General features: G+C 70.8%; 20 protein-coding genes. 9 read left to right on the forward strand and 11 right to left on the reverse strand.

All coding sequences use genetic code 11. The features are described from left to right. Positions 1–75 precede the first annotated feature (75 nt). The 6 genes from ABFY20_RS14570 to ABFY20_RS14595 all read left to right on the forward strand — a co-directional run bounded on the left by ABFY20_RS14570 (position 76) and on the right by ABFY20_RS14595 (position 5,111). Positions 76–921 (forward strand): alpha/beta fold hydrolase, encoded by an 846-nt coding sequence (locus ABFY20_RS14570; protein WP_368496950.1) that lies wholly within the window; start codon positions 76–78, stop codon positions 919–921. Further along, the gene (locus ABFY20_RS14575; RefSeq protein WP_368496951.1) at positions 914–1,489 is read left to right on the forward strand and encodes a TetR/AcrR family transcriptional regulator; all 576 of its coding nucleotides are present in this window, start codon (positions 914–916) and stop codon (positions 1,487–1,489) included. The genes ABFY20_RS14570 and ABFY20_RS14575 overlap by 8 nt, the downstream gene beginning before the upstream one ends. Before the next feature lie 93 nt (positions 1,490–1,582). Next, positions 1,583–2,296 (forward strand): 3-oxoacid CoA-transferase subunit A, encoded by a 714-nt coding sequence (locus ABFY20_RS14580; protein ID WP_368496952.1) that lies wholly within the window; start codon positions 1,583–1,585, stop codon positions 2,294–2,296. Then, entirely contained in the window at positions 2,293–3,009 is a 717-nt protein-coding gene (locus ABFY20_RS14585; RefSeq protein WP_368496953.1) for a 3-oxoacid CoA-transferase subunit B, read from the forward strand. The genes ABFY20_RS14580 and ABFY20_RS14585 overlap by 4 nt, the downstream gene beginning before the upstream one ends. Then, positions 3,006–4,181: an acetyl-CoA C-acyltransferase gene (locus ABFY20_RS14590; protein ID WP_368496954.1), complete on the forward strand. Its 1,176-nt coding sequence runs from the start codon at positions 3,006–3,008 to the stop codon at positions 4,179–4,181. The genes ABFY20_RS14585 and ABFY20_RS14590 overlap by 4 nt, the downstream gene beginning before the upstream one ends. A gap of 60 nt (positions 4,182–4,241) precedes the next feature. Then, positions 4,242–5,111 (forward strand): IclR family transcriptional regulator C-terminal domain-containing protein, encoded by an 870-nt coding sequence (locus tag ABFY20_RS14595; protein ID WP_368496955.1) that lies wholly within the window; start codon positions 4,242–4,244, stop codon positions 5,109–5,111. Between the two features lie 2 nt (positions 5,112–5,113). On the opposite strand, the gene ABFY20_RS14600 is transcribed toward ABFY20_RS14595, so the two are convergent. The 5 genes from ABFY20_RS14600 to aceA form a co-directional block, all read right to left on the reverse strand. Continuing rightward, a complete protein-coding gene (locus ABFY20_RS14600; protein WP_368496956.1) occupies positions 5,114–6,169 on the reverse strand; it encodes a maleylacetate reductase in 1,056 nt (351 codons plus the stop codon). A gap of 46 nt (positions 6,170–6,215) precedes the next feature. Beyond that, positions 6,216–6,863, reverse strand: coding sequence for an alpha/beta hydrolase (locus ABFY20_RS14605; RefSeq protein WP_368496957.1), 648 nt, complete (start codon positions 6,861–6,863; stop codon positions 6,216–6,218). Positions 6,864–6,871: 8 nt separating this feature from the next. Continuing rightward, positions 6,872–7,828, reverse strand: a complete 957-nt coding sequence (locus ABFY20_RS14610) for a ring-cleaving dioxygenase (protein WP_368496958.1) — start codon at positions 7,826–7,828, stop codon at positions 6,872–6,874. 131 nt (positions 7,829–7,959) lie between these two features. Further along, positions 7,960–9,609: a malate synthase A gene (gene aceB / locus ABFY20_RS14615; RefSeq protein ID WP_368496959.1), complete on the reverse strand. Its 1,650-nt coding sequence runs from the start codon at positions 9,607–9,609 to the stop codon at positions 7,960–7,962. 50 nt (positions 9,610–9,659) lie between these two features. Further along, entirely contained in the window at positions 9,660–10,985 is a 1,326-nt protein-coding gene (gene aceA / locus ABFY20_RS14620) for an isocitrate lyase (protein WP_368496960.1), read from the reverse strand. A gap of 137 nt (positions 10,986–11,122) precedes the next feature. On the opposite strand from aceA, the gene ABFY20_RS14625 reads away from it, so the two are divergent. Next, on the forward strand, positions 11,123–12,586 hold the full coding sequence (locus ABFY20_RS14625) for a helix-turn-helix domain-containing protein (protein ID WP_368496961.1): 1,464 nt from the start codon (positions 11,123–11,125) through the stop codon (positions 12,584–12,586). Here ABFY20_RS14625 and ABFY20_RS14630 read toward each other — a convergent pair. The 4 genes from ABFY20_RS14630 to ABFY20_RS14645 all read right to left on the reverse strand — a co-directional run bounded on the left by ABFY20_RS14630 (position 12,583) and on the right by ABFY20_RS14645 (position 16,662). Beyond that, on the reverse strand, positions 12,583–13,728 hold the full coding sequence (locus tag ABFY20_RS14630) for a glycerol dehydrogenase (RefSeq protein WP_368496962.1): 1,146 nt from the start codon (positions 13,726–13,728) through the stop codon (positions 12,583–12,585). The two genes, ABFY20_RS14625 and ABFY20_RS14630, sit on opposite strands and share 4 nt — an antisense overlap. A 71-nt stretch (positions 13,729–13,799) precedes the next feature. Further along, positions 13,800–14,840: an NAD(P)-dependent alcohol dehydrogenase gene (locus ABFY20_RS14635; RefSeq protein WP_368496963.1), complete on the reverse strand. Its 1,041-nt coding sequence runs from the start codon at positions 14,838–14,840 to the stop codon at positions 13,800–13,802. Further along, positions 14,837–15,619, reverse strand: coding sequence for a metal-sulfur cluster assembly factor (locus ABFY20_RS14640; RefSeq protein WP_368496964.1), 783 nt, complete (start codon positions 15,617–15,619; stop codon positions 14,837–14,839). The genes ABFY20_RS14635 and ABFY20_RS14640 overlap by 4 nt, the downstream gene beginning before the upstream one ends. Then, positions 15,619–16,662 carry an amidohydrolase family protein gene (locus ABFY20_RS14645; protein WP_368496965.1) on the reverse strand — a complete coding sequence of 348 codons (1,044 nt, stop codon included), beginning with the start codon at positions 16,660–16,662 and terminating at the stop codon, positions 15,619–15,621. The genes ABFY20_RS14640 and ABFY20_RS14645 overlap by 1 nt, the downstream gene beginning before the upstream one ends. 165 nt (positions 16,663–16,827) lie before the next feature. On the opposite strand from ABFY20_RS14645, the gene ABFY20_RS14650 reads away from it, so the two are divergent. Together ABFY20_RS14650 and ABFY20_RS14655 are read left to right on the forward strand one after the other, a co-directional pair. Beyond that, positions 16,828–18,297, forward strand: coding sequence for a GAF domain-containing protein (locus ABFY20_RS14650; RefSeq protein ID WP_368496966.1), 1,470 nt, complete (start codon positions 16,828–16,830; stop codon positions 18,295–18,297). A gap of 126 nt (positions 18,298–18,423) precedes the next feature. After that, positions 18,424–21,711, forward strand: a complete 3,288-nt coding sequence (locus ABFY20_RS14655) for a hypothetical protein (protein ID WP_368496967.1) — start codon at positions 18,424–18,426, stop codon at positions 21,709–21,711. On the opposite strand, the gene ABFY20_RS14660 is transcribed toward ABFY20_RS14655, so the two are convergent. Both ABFY20_RS14660 and ABFY20_RS14665 read right to left on the reverse strand, forming a co-directional pair. Further along, the gene (locus tag ABFY20_RS14660) at positions 21,708–21,965 is read right to left on the reverse strand and encodes a hypothetical protein (protein ID WP_368496968.1); all 258 of its coding nucleotides are present in this window, start codon (positions 21,963–21,965) and stop codon (positions 21,708–21,710) included. The genes ABFY20_RS14655 and ABFY20_RS14660 overlap by 4 nt on opposite strands. A gap of 123 nt (positions 21,966–22,088) precedes the next feature. Beyond that, on the reverse strand, positions 22,089–23,624 hold the full coding sequence (locus ABFY20_RS14665) for a cell wall-binding repeat-containing protein (RefSeq protein ID WP_368496969.1): 1,536 nt from the start codon (positions 23,622–23,624) through the stop codon (positions 22,089–22,091). Between the last annotated feature and the right edge of the window lie 3 nt (positions 23,625–23,627).

The raw sequence follows: 23,627 nt of genomic DNA on the forward strand, positions 1-23,627 counted from the left end.
CGGCGGGGAGCCGCGCACCATGTCATCGCGGCAAAAGCTATTGCACTTAGCTTTAAAGCTAGCTACAGTAGCTGCATGACCTCTTCCGCCACTCCTATCCGCCCCGCGACCCGCTTCGTGTCGACGGGCGCCGGCCGCATCGCCTACGACGCGCAGGGCGACACCCCGGGTCACGGCCCGACCCTCGTGATGCTCCCCGGCATGGGCGAGCTGCGCTCCACCTACCGCCACCTCGCACCCCTGCTCGTCGATGCGGGCTATCGGGTCGTGACCGCCGACCTCCGCGGACACGGCGACAGCGACGCCGGTTTCGCGTCGTACGGAGACGGCGAGACCGCCGACGACCTCGTCGCCCTCCTGCACGAGCTCGGAACTCCCGCGGTGGTCGTCGGCAACTCGATGAGCGCGGGCGCCGCGGTCATCGCCGCGGCCCGGCATCCCGAACTGGTGACCGGGCTCGTGCTCGTCGGCCCTTTCGTGCGCAACCCTGCCGCATCTGCACTGCAGCAGGCCCTCTTCCGCGTGCTGATGGCTCCGCTCTGGGCCCGGAGGATGTGGAACGGCTACCTTCCCACGCTGTACAGCGGCCGCAAGCCCGACGACTTCGCCGACTACCGCCGTCAGGTCTCCGCGGCGATGAAGCGGCCCGGCTACACCCGCGCCTTCAGCCTGACCACCCGGGTCAGCCACGCCGAGGCCGAGGCGGCGCTCGGCTCGGTGACCTCCCCGACCCTCGTGGTGATGGGCGCAGCCGACCCCGACTTCCCGAGCCCCGCGGCCGAGGCGGAGTGGGTGAGCACCGCCCTGAACGGCACGGCGGTGCTGATCGACGACGCGGGCCACTACCCGCACGCCCAGCAGCCGGAGCAGACCGCCGCCGCGATCGTCTCATTTCTCGCGACGGCGGGCCCCCGTGCCTAGGGCCGGCCTCACCACCTCCACCGTCGTCGACGCCGCGGCGCGCATGATCGACGAACGGCCCGGCGACGCCCTGAGCCTCGCCACCCTCGCCGAGTCGCTCGGCGTGAGGCCGCCCTCGCTCTACAAGCACGTCGACGGCGTCGACGGGCTGCGTCGCCGCATCATGCTGCGCGCCAAGACCGAGTTCGCCGACGTGCTGACGGATGCGGCAGTCGGCACGTCGGGTGAGCAGGCGCTCCGAGCGTGCGCCGCAGCGTATCGGCGCTGGGCGGAGGAGCACCCCGGTCAGTACGCGCTCACCGTGCGCGCCCCTCGCACCGGCGACGCCGACGACGAGGAGGTGTCGGCGAGGCTCGCACGGATCGTGTACCGCGTGGTCGCGGGTTTCGATGTCGGCGGCGACGACCTCGTCGACGCCGTGCGATTCGTACGCTCCGCGCTTCACGGTTTCGTCGACCTCGAGACCAGCGGGGCGTTCGAGCTCCCCGCGGCCACCGAGCGCAGCTTCGACCGCATGGTCGTGAGCGTCGCGAGTGCCCTGACAGGGTTCGGCCGGCCCGGCGCCTGAGGTCGTCGCAGGGGTGGAGCTTCGTCAAGCTTCGTCGTAGACTGTTCGCATGACGCACGCATGTGCGACTAGCGAACACAGGGTGGTGGTGTGATGATCTCGAAAGTGGTCGAGGGGCTCGCAGAAGCGGTGGCGGGCATCGAAGACGGGTCGACGGTGATGATCAGCGGCTTCGGTCTCGCCGGGCATCCGGTGCAGTTGATCGACGCGCTGCGCGAGCAGGGTGCCCGCGACCTCACGGTGGTGAGCAACAACGCCGGCAACGGTGACACGGGCCTTGCCGCACTGCTCGCGGCGGGTCGTGTGCGCAAGGTCGTCTGCTCGTTCCCGCGGCAGGCCGACTCGTGGGTGTTCGACGGGCTGTACCGGGCGGGCGAGATCGAGCTCGAACTGGTGCCGCAGGGCAACCTCGCCGAGCGCATCCGTGCCGCCGGCGCCGGCATCGGGGCGTTCTACACCCCCACCGGCTTCGGCACCCTGGTCGCCGAGGGCAAGGAGACACGCACCATCGATGGGCGCGACTACCTGCTCGAGTACCCGCTACGGGCCGACTACGCGCTCATCGGCGGACTGAAGGCCGACCGCTGGGGCAACGTGGTGTACCGCAAGACCTCGCGCAATTTCGGGCCGATCATGGCTGCGGCCGCCCGCACCTCGGTGGTGCAGGTCGACGAGGTGGTGGAGCTCGGGGCGCTCGACCCCGAACAGGTCGTGACGCCGGGCATCTTCGTCGACCGCGTGGTGGAGGTGGGCGAACGGCCCTGGCTCCGCGACGGCGTGTTCACCCCCGAGGCGGTGTCGGCATGAGCGCGGCGACGGATGTGCGGCCCGGCCTCGACCGACGGCAGCTCGCCGCGCGGGTGGCCGCCGACATCCCCGACGGGGCGTACGTGAACCTCGGCATCGGGGCACCGACGCTCATCGCCGACTACCTGCCCGAGGGGCTCGAGATCATCCTGCACACCGAGAACGGGCTACTCGGCATGGGGCCGGCGCCGGCCGCCGATGCCGTCGATCCCGACCTCATCAACGCGGGCAAGCAGCCCGTGACCGAGCTGGTGGGGGCCGCCTACTTCCACCACGCCGACTCGTTCGGCATGATGCGCGGCGGGCACCTCGACATCTGCGTGCTCGGCGCCTTCCAGGTCTCCGAGCACGGCGACCTCGCCAACTGGCACACCGGCGGGCCCGACGCGATTCCCGCGGTGGGCGGCGCGATGGATCTGGCCATCGGCGCGAAGCAGGTGTTCGTGATGACCGACCTGCTCACCCGCGACGGCACGTCCAAACTCGTCGCCGCCTGCAGCTACCCGGTCACCGGCGTGCACTGCGTGAGCCGTGTGTACACCGACCGCGCCGTGTTCGACGTCTCGCCGTCGGGCTTCGCGGTGACCGAGCTGTTCGGCTCCACCACCCTCGACGAGCTGCGCCGGCTGACCGGTCTGGAGCTCGGCGACGAGACGGATGCGCGCGCCACCCGCCCGGCGCACACCACTCACACAGAAGGAGACGCCTCATGACCACCGCGAGCTTCGTGTACGACGCCGTGCGCACCCCGTTCGGCAGGTTCGGCAAGGCGCTCGCGGGGGTGCGGCCCGACGACCTGCTCGCCACCACCGTGCGCGCCGTGCTCGAACGGCACCCCGACGTCGACCCCGACGACCTCGACGACGTCGTCGCCGGCGCGGCGAACCAGGCCGGGGAGGACAACCGCGACGTCGCGCGCATGGCCGTGCTGCTCGCGGGGCTGCCGACATCCGTTCCCGGGGTCACCGTGAACCGCCTGTGCGGGTCGAGCCTGCAGGCGGTGATGGATGCGAGCCGCGCCGTCGAATCGGGCGACTCGCACCTGGTGCTGGCCGGCGGGGTCGAGTCGATGAGCCGGGCACCGTGGGTGCTGTCGAAGCCCGAGCGGGCCTACCCCGCGGGGAACGAGACGCTGCATTCGACCACGCTCGGCTGGCGGCTGGTGAACCCGGCGATGCCGAAGGAGTGGACCATCTCCCTCGGCGAGTCGAACGAGCGCCTCGCGGAGCGCTTCGGCATCACGCGCGAGGAGCAGGACGCGTTCGCCGCCGCGAGCCACGTGAAGGCGCAGGCGGCGTGGGAGGCCGGCGTGTTCGAGCACGAGATCGTGCCCGTGCCGGGGGTGGCGCTGGCCCGCGACGAGGGCATCCGCGGCGACTCGACCGTCGAGTCGCTCGCCGGGCTGAAGCCCGCCTTCCGACCCGACGGCACCATCACCGCGGGCAATGCGTCACCGCTCAACGACGGCGCGTCGATGGTGATCGTGGGCGCTGAGGATGCGCGCATCGAGGCGGAACCGCTCGCCCGCATCGTGGGCCGTGGCGTGGCGGCGGTCGACCCCGACGTGTTCGGCATCGGCCCGGTCGAGGCGGTGAACCGGGCGCTGGCGTCGGCCGGCAAGACCTGGGCCGATGTCGACGTGGTGGAGCTCAACGAGGCCTTCGCGGCGCAGAGTCTGGCGTGCCTGAAGCTCTGGCCCGAGCTCGACCCGTCGATCGTGAACGTGCACGGCGGGGCGATCGCGATCGGGCATCCGCTCGGCGCCTCGGGTGCGCGGGTCGTCGGCCATGCCGCCCACGAGCTCGCCCGGCGCGGCGGCGGCGTCGCGGTGGCCGCGATCTGCATCGGCGTGGGGCAGGGGCTCGCGGTGGTGCTCGAGCGCTGAGGGCCGTCCAGACGGTGGCCGTGCACGGGCCGGCGGCCCCGGGCTGGGTAGTCTGGGGCGATGCGAGGGGAGCACGACGTGGAGGGTGAGCCGACGGGCCCCGAGGGCACCTTCGTGCAGTCGCTCGCGCGCGGGCTCGCCGTCATCCGCGCGTTCGACGCCGAGCGCCCCGACATGTCGCTGAGCGAGGTCGCCGCCGTGGCGGGGCTCACCCGCGCCGCGGCCCGCCGCTTCCTCCTCACCCTGGTCGAGCTGGGCTACGTGCGGCACGACGGCCGCCGCTTCGCGCTCACCCCGCGGGTGCTCGAGCTCGGCTTCAGCTACCTCGCCGGGCTCGGCCTCCCCGAGATCGCCCAGCCCCACCTCGAGCGGCTCTCCCGCGACCTCGACGAGTCGACCAGCGCCTCCGTTCTCGACGGAGACGACATCGTCTACGTCGCCCGCGTTCCCACGCGCCGCATCATGACCGTGGGCATCACCATCGGCACGCGCTTCCCCGCCTACGCCACCTCGATGGGGCGGGTGCTGCTCGCCGGCCTCCCCGAGGCCGAGCTGGCCCGGCATCTCGCGGCCGTCGAACCGCGCGAGTTCACGCCCGAGACCATCACCGCTCCGGATGCTCTGGCCGCCGAGATCGCGCGCGTGCGCTCCCAGGGGTGGTCGCTCGTCGACCAGGAGCTCGAGCTCGGGCTGCGCTCGGTGGCCGTCGCGGTGCAGCAGGACGGCACGGCGATCGCCGCGGTCAACGTCTCCACCACGAGCGCCACGCCGCTCCCCCGCCTCCGCGACGAGTTCGTGCCCGCCCTCCGCGCCACCGCCGCCGCCATCGCCGACGACCTGGCTCGCGGCGCGGGCGGCATAGGCAGCACTGCCGGCGCGGGCAGCGCGGGTGCCGCCGGTAGCGCGCGCGCTGCGGGCGCACCGCGATAGCGCTACGCGATCGCGCGCCCCTCGAGTGCGGCGCGCAGGATGCCCTCGAGCGCGGCTTCGTCGACCCGTCGCGGATTGCTCGGCGGCACGAGCGGAAGGATGAGCGACGCACTCTCGGGGATCGACTCGGCCGAGTACCCCACCTCCGACAACGCCCGCACGACCGGCAGCGAGGCGTACAGCCGCTCGAGGCCCTCGACGGCACTCGGCGCACCCAGCGCACGCGCGATGCGCTCCGACCCCTCCGGCGCGAAGACGGTGTTGAAGGCCAGCACCTGCGGCAGCACGGCCGAGTGGGTCTGCGCGTGCGGCAGGTCGTACGCGCCACCCAGCACGTGGCAGATCTTGTGATGGAGGCCCGAACCGGCCGATGCGAACGCGACGGCCGAGACATATGCCCCGTACTGCATCCGTTCCCGCGCCGTGACGTTCTCGGGCGACGACACGATCACCGGCAGCGCTCCCGCCACCTCCCTGACGCCCTCTTCCGCTAGCGCCCGATTGAGGGGGTCCGACGACGGCGCCCACATCGAGTCGATGCAGTGCGCGATCGCGTTGAGCCCCGACGCGACCGACAGTTCGACCGGCAGGCTCAGCGTGAGCTCCGAGTCGTACACCACGACCGCAGGCAGCACCGCGTCGTCGACCCCGGTGGTCTTCCGCGCATCCGTCGTGAGGCCCCACACGTTGGTGGCCTCCGAGCCCGCGTAGGTGGTGGGCACGGCCACGATCGGCACCCCCGAGGTGAGCGCGACTGCCTTCGCGAGCCCGGTCGTCGACCCGCCTCCGACCGACACGATGAGGTCGATGCCGGCAGCGGCGGCCGCCTCCCGTGCCCGTTCGGCGTGGGCGATGGGCACGTGGGGCGCGACGTCGGACCACCACAGCGCGGTGTCGATGCGGCTCGCGATGCCCTCGGCGAGGGCGAGCTCGGAGGGCGCCGCGATCATCATGACCGCACGCGCCCCGCGCTCCTCCACCTCGGCGGCGAGCGCGTCGGCGGCGCCGCCGGTGCCGAAGCGCACGCGCTGCGGAAGGGTGCGGTGGTCGAATCTCATCGTGTCTCCGAAGGGTCGAGGTCGAACAGCGGCGCCGTCGCCGCTCTCAGTATCCGCCGCCGACGCCGCCGACGTCGCCGCCGTCGCGCAGCCGCGCGAGCAGCACCCGGGCGTCGGCCACCGCCCGGTCTGTGATGACGTGCTCCGACCCGGGCTCGATCAGCACGTCGAGGTGCGCTCCGGCTCCCACGAGCAGCCCCGACGTCGATGCCATGCGGTGCAGCGGCACCCACGGGTCGTCGTCGACCGAGCGCAGCAGCACCGGCACGCCCTGTCGCGTCACGACGGCGCCGGGCGCCAGCTCGGCCGCGCCGACGTACCCGCCCGTGAACAGAACGGCCCCGTCGACGACGACGTCGCGCGTCAGCAGCAGGTGCGCGAGCGTGCACGCGCCCTGCGAGAACCCGAGCACCGCCACACGGTCGAAGCCGGATGCGCGGGCCGACTCGACGGCATCCGTCACCACCTCGAGCGCTCGCGCGAGCGCCGTCGCGTTCTCGGGCGACGGGTCGAGGAAGGGGTGCGGGTACCAGCTGCGCCCCTCGGCCGACGGCGCGATCCACCGGATGCCCGGCACGTCGAGCCGCTCCACCAGCCCGTGCAGGAACTCCGGCGGCTGCCCGCGCCCGTGCAGGGCGACGACGGCGAGCTGTGCGCCCTCGTCGCCCCACGACTCATGCTGAGCCACGGTCATGCGACCGCTCAGTCCTCGTCGCGCAACGGCTCGAGCTTGGCCATGATCGAGTCGCGCTCGTGCTCGAACTGCGGCGGCAGCATGAAGGCGCGGCCGAGCTCTTCGGGCGACTCGTCGCAGTCCCAGCCGCCCTCGTTGTGGGTGACGGCGAGCTCGAACAACGCACCGCCAGGCGTGCGCACGTAGTGCGACTTGAAGTAGGTGCGGTCTTTGAGCTCGGAGATGTCGGTGTAGCCCGCACCCTCGATGTCGAACTTCACCTCGTTCTGGTTCTCGAGGTTGTCGAGGTTCCAGGCGAAGTGGTGGTAGGCGCCGGCGCCGTAGCGCCAGGTGCCCTGCTCGTCGGTGCGGTTGCCGGTGAGCTCGACGAAGTTGCCGGCGCCCTCGCCCACTCGGTAGCGGGCGCGGTCGCCCTCCTCCTCCACGTCGCCGGCGGCGAAGAACGCCTCCTTGCCGAAGTCGACCATGCGGTCCTGGTCGAAGACGTGGATGCCCACACCGTAGATGCCGTGGATGGCGTTCTCGATGCCCACGCCGTTGCCGGTGTAGCCGACGCGGGGGTCGTCGTCGACCTCGATGAGCACGTACTCGATGCCCGAGGGGTGGCGGAGGTTGAGGCGACGGCCGCCGAAGACGTCTTCGAACGAGCTCTCGATGCCGTGCTCCTTGAGGCGGCCGGCCCAGAACTCGAGCGAGCGCGGCGGCACCGACAGCAGCACCTCGCGGGCCTGGTTCGTGCCGCGGATGCCGTAGAGCCCGGCCTGCGCCCACGGGAAGGTCGTGATGACGGCCGAGGGATCGCCGTTCGCGTTGGAGTAGTACAGGTGGTAGACGGGCGCCGAGCCGTCGTAGAGCACCGTCTTCTTGATGAAGCGCAGCCCGAGCACGCGGGTGTGGAAGTCGACGTCCTCCTGGGCGTGGCCCACGGAGAGGGTGACGTGATGGGAACCGGCGACGTAGGTCATGGTCAATCTCCTTTGATCTGACCACAAACTATTCGTATGCATGCACCTTGTCAATAGACCGTATGCCTGTCTGACAAAAGCATGGGAGGGGCGGATGTTCCGGTCATCCGCCCCTCCCGCTCCTCGCCGCTCTAGGCAGCCACCGCTTCGCGCACCGGGGCCGAGTCGACGAGGTAGTGCGCGTAGGCCGGGATGGTGAGGAAGGTCGGGAACTCCTCCTCCAGCGCCACCATGCGCACGATGTTCTCCGCGTCGTCGAAGCGGTCGGCTAGCGAGCGGTCGAGGCCGCGCATCACCTCGTGCAGCACCCCCTCGACGTAGCCGCGGGTGATGCGGGTGCCCTCCTCGGTGACGATGCCCTGGTGGATCCACTGCCACAGCTGCGACCGCGAGATCTCGGCCGTCGCGGCGTCCTCCATGAGGTTGTCGATCGCCGCGGCGCCGACCCCGCGCAGCCAGCTCTCGATGTACCGCAGCGCGACCGACACGTTCGACCGCACCCCCGCATCCGTCACCCGGTGCTCGATGGCGCTCAGGTCGACCAGCTGCGCCGCCGTCACGTGAACCTCGGGGCGCTGGCGGTCGACCTGGTTCGGGCGGTCGCCGAGCACCGCGTCGAACTCGGCGCGCGCGGTGGGGATGAGGTCGGGATGCGCCACCCAGGTGCCGTCGAAACCGTCGCCGGCCTCGCGCCGCTTGTCGTCGGCGACCTTGGCCAGGGCACGCGAGGTGACCTCGGGGTCGCGCCGGTTCGGGATGAACGCGCTCATCCCTCCGATGGCGTGCGCTCCCCGCTTGTGGCAGGTCTGCACGAGCAGCTCGGTGTAGGCGCGCATGAACGGAACGGTCATGGTGATGAGGTCGCGGTCGGGGAGCACGTAGCTGCGGCCGCGGTCGCGGTAGTTCTTGATGAGGCTGAAGATGTAGTCCCATCGGCCGGCGTTGAGGCCCGCGGCGTGGTCGCGGAGCTCGTAGAGGATCTCGTCCATCTCGAAGGCCGCCGAGATGGTCTCGATGAGGATGGTGGCGCGAATGGTGCCGTGCGGGATGCGCAGGGCTGCCTCCGAGAAGGTGAACACGTCGTCCCACAATCGGGCCTCGAGGTGGTTCTCGAGCTTCGGCAGGTAGAAGTACGGCCCGCGGCCGCCGGCGATGAGCGCCTCGGCGTTGTGGAAGAAGTACAGCCCGAAGTCGACGAGCGACGCGCTCGCCGCGCGCGTGTAGCCGGCGCGGTCGGTGTAGCGCAGGTGCTTCTCGACCAGGTGCCAGCCGCGGGGCCGCATGATGATGGTGGGGCGCGCATCCGGAGCCGCCTCGACGCGGTAGTGCTTGCCCTCGGGGCTGGTGTAGTCGAGCCGGTCGCGGATGGCGTCGTGCAGCGACAACTGGCCGCCGACGATGTTCGACCAGGTCGGGCTCGTGGCGTCTTCGAGGTCGGCGAGCCAGGCCTTCGCCCCCGAGTTGAGGGCGTTCACCGTCATCTTCGGGTCGGTGGGGCCGGTGATCTCGACCCGGCGGTCTTCCAGGCCGGGGCCGGCGCCCGCGACCTGCCACGAGGTGTTCTCGCGGATCGAGCGCGTCTCGGGGAGGAACCGCAGGTCGCGGCCGTTCTCGATGGCCTTGCGCTGGGCCATGCGCGCGTTGAGGCGCTCCTGGCGGCGGCCCGCGAACTGGTCGTGGAGGCGGGTGAGGAAGGCGAGCGCCTCGGGGGTGAGGATCTCGTCGTGGCGGTCGCCGTGCTCGGCGTGCACGCGGATGCTGCTGGGGCTGGGGTGGGACATGGTCGTCTGCCTTTCGGAGGACTGCGGAATCGAGGGAACGGTGGTGCAGCTCAGTGGAACTGCTCGGATTCGGTCGAACCCACGAGCGCGAGGGTGGCGCTCTCGGGGTTCAGGGCCGTGGCGATCCGGTCGAAGTAGCCGGTGCCCACCTCACGCTGGTGTCTCGTGGCGGTGTAGCCGTCGGCCTCGGAGGCGAATTCGGCCTCCTGCAGCTCGACGTAGGCGCTCATGTGCGTCTCGCCGTAGGCACGGGCGAGGGTGTACATGGAGTGGTTCAGGGCATGGAAGCCCGCGAGGGTGATGAACTGGAACTTGTAGCCGAGCTCCGACAGGTCGCTCTGGAAGGTGGCGATCTGCGCATCCGTCAGCTTCGACTTCCAGTTGAAGCTGGGGCTGCAGTTGTAGGCGAGCAGCTTGCCGGGGAACTCCTCGTGGACGGCGGCGGCGAACTCGCGGGCGAGCTCGAGGTCGGGCTCCGACGACTCCACCCACAGCAGGTCGGCGTAGGGGGCGTAGGCCAGGCCGCGCGAGATGACGGTGTCGATGCCGGGGGTCGTGCCGTAGAAGCCCTCCGGGGTGCGGGTGCCGTCGAGGAACGGCTTGTCGCGGTCGTCGACATCGCTCGTGATGAGGTTCGCGGCGAGCGAGTCGGTGCGGGCGATGATGATCGTCGGCACTCCGGCCACGTCGGCGGCGAGGCGGGCCGCGTTGAGGGTGCGGATGTGCTGGCTGGTCGGGATGAGCACCTTGCCCCCCATGTGCCCGCACTTCTTCTCGCTGGCCAGCTGGTCTTCCCAGTGCACGCCCGCGGCGCCGGCCTGGATCATCGACTTCATCAGCTCGTAGGCATTCAGCGGGCCGCCGAAGCCGGCCTCCGCATCCGCGACGATGGGGGCCAGCCACTCGGTGTCGCTCTCGGCGCTGCCCGTCTCGGCGAACTCGATCTGGTCGGCGCGCAGCAGCGCGTTGTTGATGCGGCGCACCACCGCCGGCACCGAGTTGGCCGGGTAGAGGCTCTGGTCGGGGTAGGTCTGGCCGCTCAGGTTCGCGTCGGCGGCCACCTGCCACCCGGAGAGGTAGATGGCCTCGAGGCCGGCGCGCACCTGCTGCACCGCCTGGTTGCCGGTGAGGGCGCCGAGAGCCGCCACCCACTCGTCGTCGCGGTGGATGAGCTCCCAGAGCCGCTCGGCGCCGCGGCGGGCGAGCGTGCTGTCTTCGGCGACCCGTCCGCGCAGGGCCACGACGTCTTCGGCACTGTAGTCGCGCTGGATGCCGTTCCAGCGGGCGTCGGTCTTCCAGCTCGTCTCGAGCTCGGCTGCCGTCTGCGTCTGCTGGCCGGGGCGGGTGTCGTCTCCGTGGCGGGTGGTGGTGCTCATCTCGATGCTCCAATGCGGTCGAATTCTTGCTTGGGTTCGACTCTGGGGCCTGCACAAGGGTTCTTCTCCCGAAATCTCGGCAGAAATTTCCCGCTTCTTCTGTTTTCTCGAAGAACGGCTTCTGCGACACTTCTGGAATGACGACGACGTCCCTCTCCCCCGCGCACGATGGATTCATGCTCGACTCCCTCACCATCGGCCGCCGCATCCGCCAGCTGCGCACCGAGCGCGGCCTCACCCTCGACGAGCTCGGCACTGCCATCGGGCGCGCGCCCTCGCAGGTGTCGGTCGTCGAGAACGGTCGCCGCGAGCTGAAGCTCGGCGAACTGCAGCGCTTCGCCTCGGCCCTCGGGGTCGGCGTGCAGCAGCTCATGAGCGCGGAGCCGCCGAGCGAGCGGGCAGCCCTCGAGATCGCCCTCGAGCGCGCGCAGCGCGGCCCTCTGTTCGCGTCGCTCGGGCTGGCACCGCTGCCCCTCCGCAAGTCGCTGAGCGACGACACCATCCGCACCATCCTGAGCCTCCACCGTGAGCTCGAGCGGGTGCACACCGAGCGGGCGGCGACACCCGAGGAGGCGCGGCGGGCCAACACGCTGCTGCGCAAGTCGATGCGCGCCCGCCACAACTACTTCGCCGAGCTCGAGCAGGTGGCGGCGGGGCTGCATGCCGCGGTGGGGCACACCGGTGGTCCGTTGTCGCAGCGGGTCGCATCCGATCTGGCGTCGCACCTCGGGTTCACGCTGCACTACGCCGGCGACCTGCCGGGGTCGACCCGCTCGGTGACCGACCTGCGCAACGGACGCATCTACGTGCCGCTCGGGCAGAGCCCCGATGCTGACCCGCGCTCAGTGGTGCTGCAGGCGCTCGCGTCGCACGTGCTCGGGCACGCGGAGCCGCGCGACTACGGCGAGTTCCTGCAGCAGCGGGTGCAGACGAACTACCTCGCGGCGGCGCTGCTCGTACCCGAGGCGGCTGCGGTGCGCATCCTGTCGGAGGCGAAGGATGCGCGGGAGCTGTCGGTCGAAGACCTGCGCGACGCTTTCGGCGTGAGCTACGAGACCGCGGCGCACCGGTTCACGAACCTCGCCACCCAGCACCTCGGCATCCCGGTGCACTTCTTGAAGGTTCACGAGTCGGGGTCGATCTCGAAGGCGTACGAGAACGACAGCGTGCAGTTCCCGACGGATGCGCTCGGCGCCGTCGAAGGGCAGACGGTGTGCCGGTTCTGGAGCGCGCGGCGCGTGTTCGACGTGGAGGACAGGTTCAGCCCCTACCACCAGTACACCGACAAGCCGGCGGGAACCTACTGGTGCACCTCGCGCATCCAGCCCTCCGCCCGCGGGCAGTTCTCGGTGTCGGTGGGCACGGCGTTCGCGCACGCGAAGTGGTTCCGCGGGCGCGACACCGCGCATCGCTTCGCGTCGAGCTGCCCCGACGAGTCGTGCTGCCGTCTCCCACCCGCCGGGCTCGCCTCGCGATGGGAGGGGCAGGCGCACCCCTCGGCCCGCCTCAACTCGTCACTGCACGCGGCGATGCCCACGTCGGGTTTCACGGGGGTGGACACGACGGAGGTGTTCGAGTTCCTCGAGCGGCACGCGCCCTAGTGGTGCGCCTCGTACCGAACGGGCTCCGGCAGCCCCGCTTCCTCACGCACCCGGCGCGCGAAGCGTTCGATCGACTTCAGCGCCGCCACGACCTCGTCGGGTCGCACCTCGAACGGCATCGCGTGGATGGTCTCGCCCGGCACGGTGGCGAGTTCCGCGACCTGGGCGAGTTCGGCCGAGTCGGCGCTGAGTCCGATCTCGGTGAGCGTGGTGGGCAGGCCCACCCGGGTGGTGAACTCGATGAAGTCGCGGATGTCGGCGGTCGGCGCCCCTTCGAGCACCAGCTGGGTGATGGATCCGATGTTCACCTTCTGCCCGTGCGCCAGCCCGTGGGTCTGCGGTGCGGCCGTGAGTCCGTTGTGGATGGCGTGCGCCGCGGCGAGACCGCCCGACTCGAACCCGAGACCGGAGAGCAGCGTGTTCGCCTCGATCACCTTCTCCACCGCCGGCGTCACGACGTGGTCGCGCACCGCGTCGAGCGCGGGGAGGGCGTTCTCCCACAGCACCTCCCAGCTCAGCCGCGCCAGCGCCGTGCCGGTCTCGGTCGGCAGACCGCCGGCCATCGTGTTCGAGTTCGAGCGCTGGGTGGCCCGCGCCTCGAGCCAGGTCGCCAGCGCATCGCCGACCCCGGCGGCGAGGAACGCCGCGGGCGCGTTCGCGACGAGCTGGGAGTCGACCAGCACGAGGTCGGGGTTGCGGGGGAAGAAGCGGTACTCCTCGAACGCGCCGTCCTCGGTGTAGATGACGGCGAGCGCCGAGGTGGGCGCATCCGTCGACGCCACCGAGGGCACGGTCACCCACCGGATGCCCGCGAGGAAGCCCGCCGACTTCACCGCGTCGATCGTGCTGCCGCCGCCCAAAGCGACCACCACATCCGCTCCGGCCTCCTCGATCACGGTGACGAGCCGGTCGATCTCTCCGGCGCTCGGGATGCCGTTGAACTTCTCGCGCCGCACCGGGAGCCCGGCGGCGGTGAGCGAGACCTCGACGTCGTGACCGACGAAGCCCCACACCACGTCGTCGGCGACGAGCAGAGGGGTCGAGCCGATGGGGGCGAGGTACTCGCCGAGGCGGGTGATGGCTCCGGGGCCCTGGACGTAGCGCCCTGGGCTGATGACGGTGCGGATCTTGGGGTTCGACATGGGTGTCTCCTGACGTCGTCGTCGTGTCGCGTTTCGGGATGGAAGGGGCAGGTCGGGCGCTCGGCGCCTCTCTAGGGAACGAGGATCGCGCGGCCCCGCACGCGCCCCGCGTCGAGATCGTCGATCGCCGTCTGGAAGTCGTCGAGCGCATACGTCGCCGTGTGCAGCGTGACGAGCCCTTTGGCCGCGAGCACCATGAGCTCGGTGAGGTCGTTGTAGCTGCCCACGAGGTTGCCGATGAAGTTGATCTCGTTCGAGATGATGTCGATGGTGGGGATGTCGATGTTCTCGCCGTAGCCCACCACGTAGAAGTCGCCGGCCTGCCGCAGCATCTGCACACCCTCTGCGGTCGAACCGCCCTCCCCCACGAAATCGACGACCACCTCTGCGCCGACCCCGTCGGTGAGCTCGAGCACCCGCGTGACGTGCGAGCCGTCGGCAGCCGCCACCACGGTGTGGTCGGCCCCGAGCGAGGCCGCCAGCTCGAGCGCCGCCGGGTTGCGGTCGACGACGATGAGCTCCGAGGCAGTGAGAGCCTTCAGCACCTGGATGCCGATGTGCCCGAGCCCCCCGGCGCCGATGATCACGCACCGGTCGGCGGGCCCGAGCCTGCGCGCCGCCTTGGCCGCAGCGTGGTACGCGGTGAGCCCGGCGTCGGCGAGCGCCGCCACGTCGGCGGGTTCGAGAGAGTCGGCGATGCGCACGACGCTCCGTGCGCTCGTGCGCAGGAACTCGGCATACCCGCCGTGGGTGTTGATGCCCGGGAACTCGCTCTGCGTGCAGTGCACGTCGTCGCCGAGGCGGCAGGCCCGGCACAGCCCGCAGGTGATGAGCGGATGAACGATTACCTTGTCGCCGACCGCCACGTTCGTGACGGCGCTGCCGATCGCATCCACCCACCCGGCGTTCTCGTGCCCGATCGTGTAGGGCAGCGCCACACCCGACTTCTCCTCCCACTGACCCTCGAGGATGTGCAGGTCGGTGCGGCACACCCCGGCGCCGCCGATCCGCACGATCACGTCGAAGGGCCCCGAGACCTCGGGCTTGTCGATCTCGGTCAGCTCGAGGTTCTGGTGGTACCCGACCACCTGGACTGCCTTCATGGTGCTCATGCGACGCTCTTTCGTGTGGTGCGGAGGAGGGAGGTGACGGGGAAGAAGTTCTCGTCGGCCCGCGGTGCCTGGTCGGCTTCCGACCCCGGGTAGCGGGTGGCCAGGAGGCCCCGGCAGAAGTGGGCGTTCCCGTCGATCGAGATGCGCGTCGACCGCGCCCGGCGCAGCGCCAGCGCAGCGGACGCCGGGGGGTGCGGCACCCCGTGGTCGTCGACGAGCACGGGCGAGTTCGGCAGCGCGTCGAGGCCGATCGCCGCGCGGCGGCGCAGCAGGGCGGCCGTGGCGGGGTCGTCGGGCAGATCGCCGAGCACGACGGATGCGACACCCGTTTCGTCGAGATCGCTCCGCGAGCGCAGCAGGGCGGTGAGCGCCCGCTCCATCGCTGCGGTGTGGGCCTTGCGCTGGAAGGTGGCTCGCAGCTCCTCGAGATCGTCCTCGGCCTCGTGCCGGAAGGTGCCGCGATACCCGGCGTCGGCCGCGAGCCCGGCATTGATGATGCCCGAGTCGTGGTGGTCGTCGAGCTCCACGACCACGCTGCCGATCTCCGGGAGCGCGGTCAGCGCATCCTTCGCATCCGACGCCATCAGGTAGGCGAAGTTGGGCGCGCAGAACGACGTCGGGAGGCGCAGGTGCACCTCCACCCCGAGCTCGGTGAAGCGCACCGACCGCACGAAGCCGAGATCGGTGATCGGTTCATCGAGCTCCGGGTCGATCACGGCGTCGAGGGCGCGCATCACGTCGCTCTCGTTCAGCACGAGGAGCGCTTCTGCGGTGCCCATCACACGGCCGCCAGGTCGGCGCGCTCGGGCTGACGCGGTCCGGTCTCGGTCTCGTCGGCATCCGGGATCTGCAGCTCGGCCGGCACCGGGATGTCGTACATCTTCGCCGCGTTGAGGCCGAGGATCTTGCGCTTCTGGTCCATCGTGATGGGCGCGTACTCGGTCATGTCCTCCGGGATCTGGAAGTCGACGAAGGCCTCCACCAGCCACTTCGGCGTCCACAGCGCGTAGTCGCTCGAGAACTGGATGCGGTCCTCCCCGATCCAGTAGATGAGCTCGCCGATGATCTGGGCGAAGTAGCGCGGGCGGGTGTGGATGAACGGCATCGCCACCGCGAGCCCGCCGTGCACGTTGGGTTCCTGCGTCGCGATCCAGCAGAAGTCCTCCAGGCGCGGGAGGCCGACGTGCTCGACCACGAAGTTCAGGTCGGTGAAGTCGGTGGCGGCGTGGTCGATGTCGGCGACGTCGAAGGCGTCGCGGTCGAGCGGGCGGATGGTCGGGCCCTTGTGCACGTGGATGTTCGTGATGCCGAGTTCACGGCACACCTCGAAGTAGCGGTAGGCCCATGGGTCGTCGAGCTTCCAGCCGCGCGAGTCGCCGTGCCATTCGGCCGTGTAGAGCTTCACGCCCTTGAGGCCGAAGCGCTCGGCGTCGGCGCGCAGCTGATCGAGGCCGGCCTCGCCGTTGCGCGGGTCGAAGTTGTGGTTGTAGGTGAGCTTGTCGGGGTGCGCCTGGGTGAGGGCCCACGCCTCCTCGGTCTGGCCGAAGCCGTTCACGTAGAACTCGCCGAGGGCGGCCGGCTGGAAGATGGCGTGGTCGACGATGTCGTCGACGAACACGTCGCGCATGAAGCGCTCCCCGCCCTGGTAGAGGTACTCCTCGTAGCTCCACTTCTCCGACTCGGGTGAGAGGTTCGCGTGGTAGTCGTAGAAGCAGTCGATGAACTGCTTGCCGTGGATGTTGCGCTGATTCTCGGGCCGCGCATCCCACAACGCCACGTGGGCGTCGACGATGAAGAAGTTCTCGCCGTCTTTGCTGTACATGTCTGCTCCTTTGCCGCATGTCGCGGGATCTCGATCCCTGCCGACGACGGTAGACGGCGAGTGGAGGCAGGTGGCCTGTGGCGTATCTCAATGTGAGACGGGCACAGGAGACACCGAGCCGGGGCCGATTTAGACTTGCCGCGACGGTCGACTGCGAAGGTGCTGATGAACGCTCGCGAACTGCCCTCCCGGGCTGAGGTGCACACCGCCCCCGTGGCGGCGCTCCCCGCGCGCCTGCTCGCCTCCTGGCAGCGCAGTGAGAGCTACGGCGTTCCCCTCGACGAGGTGCAGCCCGTGTTCTCGGGCACCTGGGACGACGAGTCGCTGTTCTCCGAGTGCGGGCGCGAAGTGCTCGCCGAGCTGCACAGCACCCTCGCCTCGGAGCCCGTGGGCCTCATGCTCACCGACGCCGACGGGCTCGTGCTCAACCGGCTGAGCGGCGACCAGCAGCTCCTTCAGGCGCTCGACCGGGTGCACCTCGCGCCCGGCTTCTCGTATTCCGAGCGCGAGGCGGGCACCAACGGTCTCGGGCTGGCGCTCGCCGACAGGGTGCCCTCGCTCGTGCGGGCCGACGACCACTACTCGCGGAGCCTCTGCGGCTACACCTGCGCTGCGGCACCCATCTTCGATCCGTTGACCGGTCGGCTGGAGGGCGCGGTGAACTTCACCACCTGGTCGGATGCGCGCTCCGACCTGTTGCTCGCGCTCGCCCAGACCGCCGCCACCTCGACCGCGAACCTCATGCTCGCGCGATCGCAGGGGCACCGGCCCCCGCGACGCACCGCGCGGGGCCAGGTGTTCCGCATCGAGGCGCTGCGGAACGCGCCAGGCGGCCCCGGCCCGCTCGAGCTCTCGGAGGCGTGGACGGAGGCGCTCGCCCAGACGGTCACGGCGCTCCGCGCGGGCCGCGTGGTGGCGGCGGTCGGCGAACGGGGCACCGGGCGGGCCACGCTCATCGCGCAGGCGCAGCGGGTCGTCGATCCGCGCATCCGTCTGCTCTCGGTGCGCGCCCCCGAACCGCACGACGTCGACTCCTGGCTGGCGTTCTGGACCCCGGAACTCACCCACCCCGACACCGCGTTCGTCATCTGCGACACCGACGACCTCCCCGCCGCGGCGGCCGAACGCCTGACCGCGCTGGTGCTCGACGCCCGTCGTTCGGTGGGTGGCTCCTACGGCCTGACGGCCGAGCGCTTCGACGACCTCCCGCATCCGCTGTCGGGCCTCGTCGACACCGTCGTGCAGGTGCCACCGCTGCGCGAGCGCACCGCCGACATCCTGCCGCTCGCCGGTCACCTCGCCGCGCGGGCGCGGGGGCGCGGGGTCGAGATCACCCCCTCGGCCGCGCGAGTGCTCACCGACTACGCCTGGCCGGGCAACGTGGCGGAGCTCGCCACGGCGATGAAGGACGCGGCGGTGCGGACCGACGTGGTCGAGCCGCGCCACCTCCCGCCCGAGCTGCTGTCCCGGGCCGAGCACCTCCCCCGCATCAAGGCCTTCGAGCGCGACGAGATGGTGCGGGTGCTCACGAGGCCCGGCATCTCGATCGACGACGCCGCGACCGAGCTGGGCATGAGTCGCGCCACCGTCTACCGCAAGCTCGCCGTCTACGGCATCCGGTTGCCCAAAGACTGACGGGGGCTGCAGAGACTGGTACCCGGTACCAGTCCGTGCGGATGGCTGGCGGCGCTAGCGTTCCATCTGCATGTCGTCTTTGCAGGATGGTCTGGTCGATCCTCCGGCGGTCAGGGGGAGAACTCGATGTCACGCACGCCTTCACGGATGCTCGCACTCGCACTCGGAACGGCGCTCGCCGCGTCGAGCGTCACAGCTCTGACCGTCGCAGCGGCGGCCCCGGCGCTCGCAGACGACACCGCCGCATCCTGTCTCATCGTGCCGAGCACCGCCGGCGCCGCCCAGCCTGTGGTCGGCGACGACGAGCTCGGCGACGAGGGCTCCGCCATCTTCGGCTTCATCACCTCCATCGCCTCGAACGCCCTCGCCGACGGCGCCACCGACGGCGCGGGCTGGCTGCTCAACCTCATGCTCGGCAACAACGACGACAACCAGGACGACGCCCAGCTGCTCGCCGATCAAGCAGCCCAGCAGCAGCAGTTGAACTCGATCCAGGCGTCGGTGAACGCGCTCGCGAACCAGCTCACGAACGCCGAGTACGCCATTCAGAGCCAGCTCACCCAGACGAACTACGACCTGCAGGTCGCCGACGAGAACAACAACATCGCGAACATCCAGAGCAGCGTGCAGGCGGTGTGCGAGCTGGCAGCCGACGCGTCGACCAACAACGTGAGCAACCCCTATCTCCCCGACTCCACCGATATCGACACCATCACGAACCTTCGCGACTACGGCAAGACCTACCTCGCCGACCTGTCGAACGCGCTGCTCGGGTCGGAGGGCGCTGACGGCATCATCGCCGTCTACCGTCAGGCGTGGTGGGCGAACGCGACCGTGTCGGCATCCGAACCCCCGTCGCAGGCCACCTGGACGAGCGAGTACCTCGCGTCGATGCACGCCCTGCTCGACTACTACGTGAACCTCTCCGGTCAGCTGTTCAACGCCTACGCCGAGGCCGTTCACTGGGAGAACGCCGCCGCGCCCGGGGTGCAGCAGCTGGCGCAGGACGACCCTCAGAAGATCGCCGAGTTCTACGCCCAGCTGCAGCTGGACATCCCCGCCTGGACCGAGGTCGCCACGAGCAACCTGCCCACCATCCCCGACGGCACCGCCGTCGACTTCCGCTCGGGCGACGGGGGCACGTACGACCTCTGGACGACCGACGCCCTGCAGTTCCCCGACACCAATGCCGACCAGTACTGCGAGAACCTCGTCGCGCTCTGCGTGTACAACGTCTGGCAGGCCGCAGCAACACCGTCGGTCGTCGCAGCGACGACAGTCGTGCCGAGCGTCATCCCCGTTCCCGACTTCCTGCCCACGAACCCTCTCGGGCTCGGCGGTTGGCGCGTTCCGACGGCGACCGACTGGGAAGGCTGGGTGGCGCCCACCTACGCCGCCGGCACCCAGAACCTGCAGGGCCTCGACCCCAATGACGGGGTGGCGGCGTGGGCGAGCGCAGAGAACATCCCTGTTCTGGAGGCGCAGAGCTTCGCGGTGCCCGGCGGATCGATCTCCACCATCCCCCCGGTCATCGTCGACAACGCCCTGAACGGCGTGTTCTCCTTCAACGACCCGTCGTCGGCGTCTCCGACGCTGATGCTTCCCGCGGCCGGCGGCTGGGTCGGGTACGCCGGGCAGCTGGCGCTCGTGACCTCGGTCACGGCGACCGCACCGCCCCTTCCTCCGGTGACGCCGACCGCACCCGGCGCGACCGGCGCGACCGGCGCATCCGATTCGACCGCCGAGCCTGCGGGCCCCCAGGCGGCGGCTCCCGCCCGGCTCGATCTCGGCGACGCGACGGGTGCGACGCCCACAACGGTGAAGGATGCGGGTCTCACCACGCAGAGCACCACAGGCTCGCTCTACTCGCAGACGGTGTTCTCCTCGACCAGCGCCTGCTCCGCGAACGCCTTCACCCAGCCGGTGGGTGCGAACGCCGTGACCGTCATCGTCTCGGGCGGCAACGGCGGTGCCGGCATCGGTGACAGCGGAACGAACCCGGGGGCCGCGGGCGGACAGGTCACCGCGACCATCCCGCTCGCACCGGGCGCCACGATCTACGCCCAGGTCGGCGGCAACGGCGGCGACGCGTCGCAGCAACCGATCGATCCGAGCATCGCTCCCTACCAGTACGTGCCGGGAGGCGGCGGATTCGGCGGGGGTGCCGCCGGTGGCGGCAACGTCATCCCGGTCGAGGGGACCGGCGGCGGAGGCGGCGGGTTCTCCGGTGTGGCAGCCGACTCCGGATGCAGTCAGTGGCTCACCGTCGCCGGCGGCGGGGGCGGGGCCGGCGGCCTCGCCGAGCACAACGGCAACTCCGGCGGCGGAAACGGCTGCGTGGTGTCGGGGTGCGCGGGCCAGACCCCGACGCAGGTCGACGGCGACACCGGAGCAGGCACGGCGGGTACCTTCCTGAGCGCGGGCTCCGCCGGTGAGCACGACGGGAAGTACGCCAGCGGCGGCTCGAACGGCGGCTGGGGCGTCGGCGGCACCGGAGGCACCGGCAGCAACGGCAGCTCGAACCCGTTCCACGACTGGGGCGGCGGTTCAGGCGGAGGCGGCGGTGGCGGCTGGGGCGGAGGCGGCGGAGGCGGCGGTTCCACCGGCGACTACGCGGGAGCCGGTGGCGGCGGAGGCGGCAGCTACCTGGCCGCCGGTATCGCGACGGCTACGTTCACCACCACCACGGCCGGACCGTCGGTGAGCCTCGAGCCGGTGCTCGTGTCGGAGTACCAGATCACGCAGACCGACGGCCATGTCTGGGTCGCGCCCGACGCCCTGCAGTACGGTCAGCCGATCACCTCGCAGCAGGGCGTGGCGTACTCCGCCCAGCAGGACTGGTCGCTCCTGCCCGCCACCTCGACGAGCTTCCAGCTGGTGGCACCGGGCGCGGGCCTGTGCGCGACCTCGAACGGCTCGACCCTCGTCGGCGACCAGTGCGCCGACCCGGCGAGCTCGTCGTCACCCCTGCAGACGTGGACCTTCGAGCCGCAGGCGGGAGCGCTCGCGGTCGTGGCCGGCGACGGCACCGCAGCCCTCGGAGGGCAGGGCTCGCCCGCCGGCATCACGATGGGCCAGTGGCAGTCGGAGAACTGGTCGACCTGGGACCTCACGCTGTCCCCGATCTCGATGTGGGCGGCGCCGGGGTCGGCGAGCCCACTCGTCGATCTCGACTCGCCCGAACCGCCGGGGCCGGGCGAGCCGGGCACTCCGGGCACGGGCGAGCCGGGTTCGGGCGGGCCGGGGTCGGGCGACGGGTCGGCGCCGGGCGCCGCGCCTACCCCCGGTGAGCTCGCCGCGACCGGCGCATCCGTCGCCCCTGTGGGCATCGGCGCGCTGATCGCCGTGCTCGCCCTGCTGCTCGGCGGCGCGCTGTTCGTCCGCGCTCGGCGCCGCCGCGGGCCTGCCCGCTAGAGCGGCGGCAACTTGGCGAGAGCGGCGTCGGCGTTCGACTCGCTGACCCCGAGCTTGTCGACCAGGAGCGTGCGAGCGGGCGAGGTGTCGCCGCGCTTGAGCGCCAGGTAGGCAGCATCGGCGTCGGGTGCCAGGTCGGCGGTGGGCGCTTTCGTGACACCGAGCTGGTCGGCGAGCTGCTGCGCGGTCTCGACGCCGTACGCGCCGCGGATCGCTGTGGGGAGGCGGTAGCCGCCGAGGAGTCCGAGATCCATGAGGTTCCTTCCGTGTGGCCTCTCACCGTACGGCCGCGTGACCTACCGCGCCGTCGGGTTGACAATGGGCGAGACCCACCACCCGAATCCTGCCGCGGGTGCCACGAGAGGCTCCGCCGACGCTCAGCAGAGGTATTCCACGTTGTAGACCGACTCGCTGAGGGTGTTGGGGCCGCCGAGGAGCAACAGGTCGATGGTGTCGTAGCGGCGGATGCCGTTCCACACCGACTCCGGGTAGCAGTCCTTCTGGGCGAGGAACAGGGGTGCGTCGATGGTCGCCGCGACCGGCCCGCCCGACAGGGCGTCGGCGAACACCGCGCCCGAGGCCAGGAACGCCGTCTCTCCCGTCGTGAAGACCGTGGCGTTGACATTCGCCGAGACCTCGTAACGGTCTGCGCCGCCGATGCGCGAGAGCCCGCCGCCCACGGGCAGGGCGCTGACCAGGTCGAACTCCACGGCCTCGCTGACGGTCGCGGGGCCTCCGGTCACGTAGAGGTGGTGGGTGCCGAGACGATGCAGCAGGGCCTCCGTCGCATCGTCGACCTTCCAGTCGCGGCCGGGCACGAGCAGCACCGCCCCGTCGACGTGGGCAGCGGCAGGCCCGGCTGACAGCGCATCCGGGAAGTTGGCGCCGCTCGCCGCGAACACCGTCGCCGCGCCGTCGGCACACTCGCCCTCCACCTCACCGCAGAAGGCGTAGTCGATGACGTTGCGGGAGACCTCGTACCGGTCGGCGCCGCCGATCCGCTCGATGTTCGGCTGGAGCGCCGACAGTTGAGAGTAGACGCGGGCCGAGACGGATGCCTCACCGCCGACGATGACGATCTTCTGCGGCTTGAGGGTGTCGATCGCTGAACGTGTCGCCTTCGGCACCGAGTCCGCTTGCACGAGCAGCATCGCACCGCGCTGGTGCGCGGCGGCCGGGCCCGCACTCAGAGCATCCGGAAACTTCTCGCCGCTCGCGATGTAGAGCACGGGCACGCCCGGCTCGAACGCGAGGGTCGAGATCAGTGCGGCGACGTCGTAGCGGTTGTCGCCACCATAGCGGTAGGTGTAGACGCCCCACGGGTTCAGGCTCGCGACGATGCCGCCGACGACCTGCCCCGCCTCGACCGAGATCACGTCGGCGTCCCAGTCGTATGGGGTGCTGTCGTAGTACTCGTTGCGAACATTCTGCTGCGCTTCATCGACGAAGTGCAGCCGGTAGCGCCCGGGCTCGAGCCCGTCGAACCTGAAGTCGGGTCCGTAGGTGAAGGTGACGGTCTCGAAGTCGTCGGTGTCGCCGACGGAACGGTCGAGCTCGACCTTGATGTCGTAGCCGGGACGTTCACCCTGCTCGTCCGTGGCGGCGTAGACCGCCCGGCCTTCGATGGTGCCCGTGGTCGCCGGATCGGGTTCAACCTCGGAGAGGGGTGGCAGCTGGCCGCTCCGGTCGGTCGGACTCGGCGCGGCAGCGCTCCCGAGCGGGCCGTCGGCTGCTCCGGCAGGTGCATCCGCCCAGGTGCCCCGGTCGCCCGAGGCGGCTCCGAGACCGCTACCCGTGCCATCGGGTCTCTCGGTTCCGCCGGCGGGGAGGGCACCCCCGAGTGCGATCACCGCCGACACCGCCATGGCCGCCACCAGCATCGTGGCGCGACTGCGCGCAACGCTTCTCCCCATCAC

Source organism: Herbiconiux sp. A18JL235 (assembly GCF_040939305.1).
GTDB lineage: Bacteria > Actinomycetota > Actinomycetes > Actinomycetales > Microbacteriaceae > Herbiconiux.

Bases quoted from the DNA above. Each gene is read 5' to 3' on its own strand.
- ABFY20_RS14570 (WP_368496950.1), top strand. From the start codon at position 76: ATGACCTCTTCCGCCACTCCTATCCGCCCCGCGACCCGCTTCGTGTCG.
- ABFY20_RS14580 (WP_368496952.1), top strand. From the start codon at position 1,583: ATGATCTCGAAAGTGGTCGAGGGGCTCGCAGAAGCGGTGGCGGGCATC.
- ABFY20_RS14585 (WP_368496953.1), top strand. From the start codon at position 2,293: ATGAGCGCGGCGACGGATGTGCGGCCCGGCCTCGACCGACGGCAGCTC.
- ABFY20_RS14590 (WP_368496954.1), top strand. From the start codon at position 3,006: ATGACCACCGCGAGCTTCGTGTACGACGCCGTGCGCACCCCGTTCGGC.
- ABFY20_RS14595 (WP_368496955.1), top strand. From the start codon at position 4,242: ATGCGAGGGGAGCACGACGTGGAGGGTGAGCCGACGGGCCCCGAGGGC.
- ABFY20_RS14600 (WP_368496956.1), bottom strand. From the start codon at position 6,169: ATGAGATTCGACCACCGCACCCTTCCGCAGCGCGTGCGCTTCGGCACC.
- ABFY20_RS14605 (WP_368496957.1), bottom strand. From the start codon at position 6,863: ATGACCGTGGCTCAGCATGAGTCGTGGGGCGACGAGGGCGCACAGCTC.
- ABFY20_RS14610 (WP_368496958.1), bottom strand. From the start codon at position 7,828: ATGACCTACGTCGCCGGTTCCCATCACGTCACCCTCTCCGTGGGCCAC.
- aceB (WP_368496959.1), bottom strand. From the start codon at position 9,609: ATGTCCCACCCCAGCCCCAGCAGCATCCGCGTGCACGCCGAGCACGGC.
- aceA (WP_368496960.1), bottom strand. From the start codon at position 10,985: ATGAGCACCACCACCCGCCACGGAGACGACACCCGCCCCGGCCAGCAG.
- ABFY20_RS14625 (WP_368496961.1), top strand. From the start codon at position 11,123: ATGACGACGACGTCCCTCTCCCCCGCGCACGATGGATTCATGCTCGAC.
- ABFY20_RS14630 (WP_368496962.1), bottom strand. From the start codon at position 13,728: ATGTCGAACCCCAAGATCCGCACCGTCATCAGCCCAGGGCGCTACGTC.
- ABFY20_RS14635 (WP_368496963.1), bottom strand. From the start codon at position 14,840: ATGAGCACCATGAAGGCAGTCCAGGTGGTCGGGTACCACCAGAACCTC.
- ABFY20_RS14640 (WP_368496964.1), bottom strand. From the start codon at position 15,619: ATGGGCACCGCAGAAGCGCTCCTCGTGCTGAACGAGAGCGACGTGATG.
- ABFY20_RS14645 (WP_368496965.1), bottom strand. From the start codon at position 16,662: ATGTACAGCAAAGACGGCGAGAACTTCTTCATCGTCGACGCCCACGTG.
- ABFY20_RS14650 (WP_368496966.1), top strand. From the start codon at position 16,828: ATGAACGCTCGCGAACTGCCCTCCCGGGCTGAGGTGCACACCGCCCCC.
- ABFY20_RS14655 (WP_368496967.1), top strand. From the start codon at position 18,424: ATGTCACGCACGCCTTCACGGATGCTCGCACTCGCACTCGGAACGGCG.
- ABFY20_RS14660 (WP_368496968.1), bottom strand. From the start codon at position 21,965: ATGGATCTCGGACTCCTCGGCGGCTACCGCCTCCCCACAGCGATCCGC.
- ABFY20_RS14665 (WP_368496969.1), bottom strand. From the start codon at position 23,624: ATGGGGAGAAGCGTTGCGCGCAGTCGCGCCACGATGCTGGTGGCGGCC.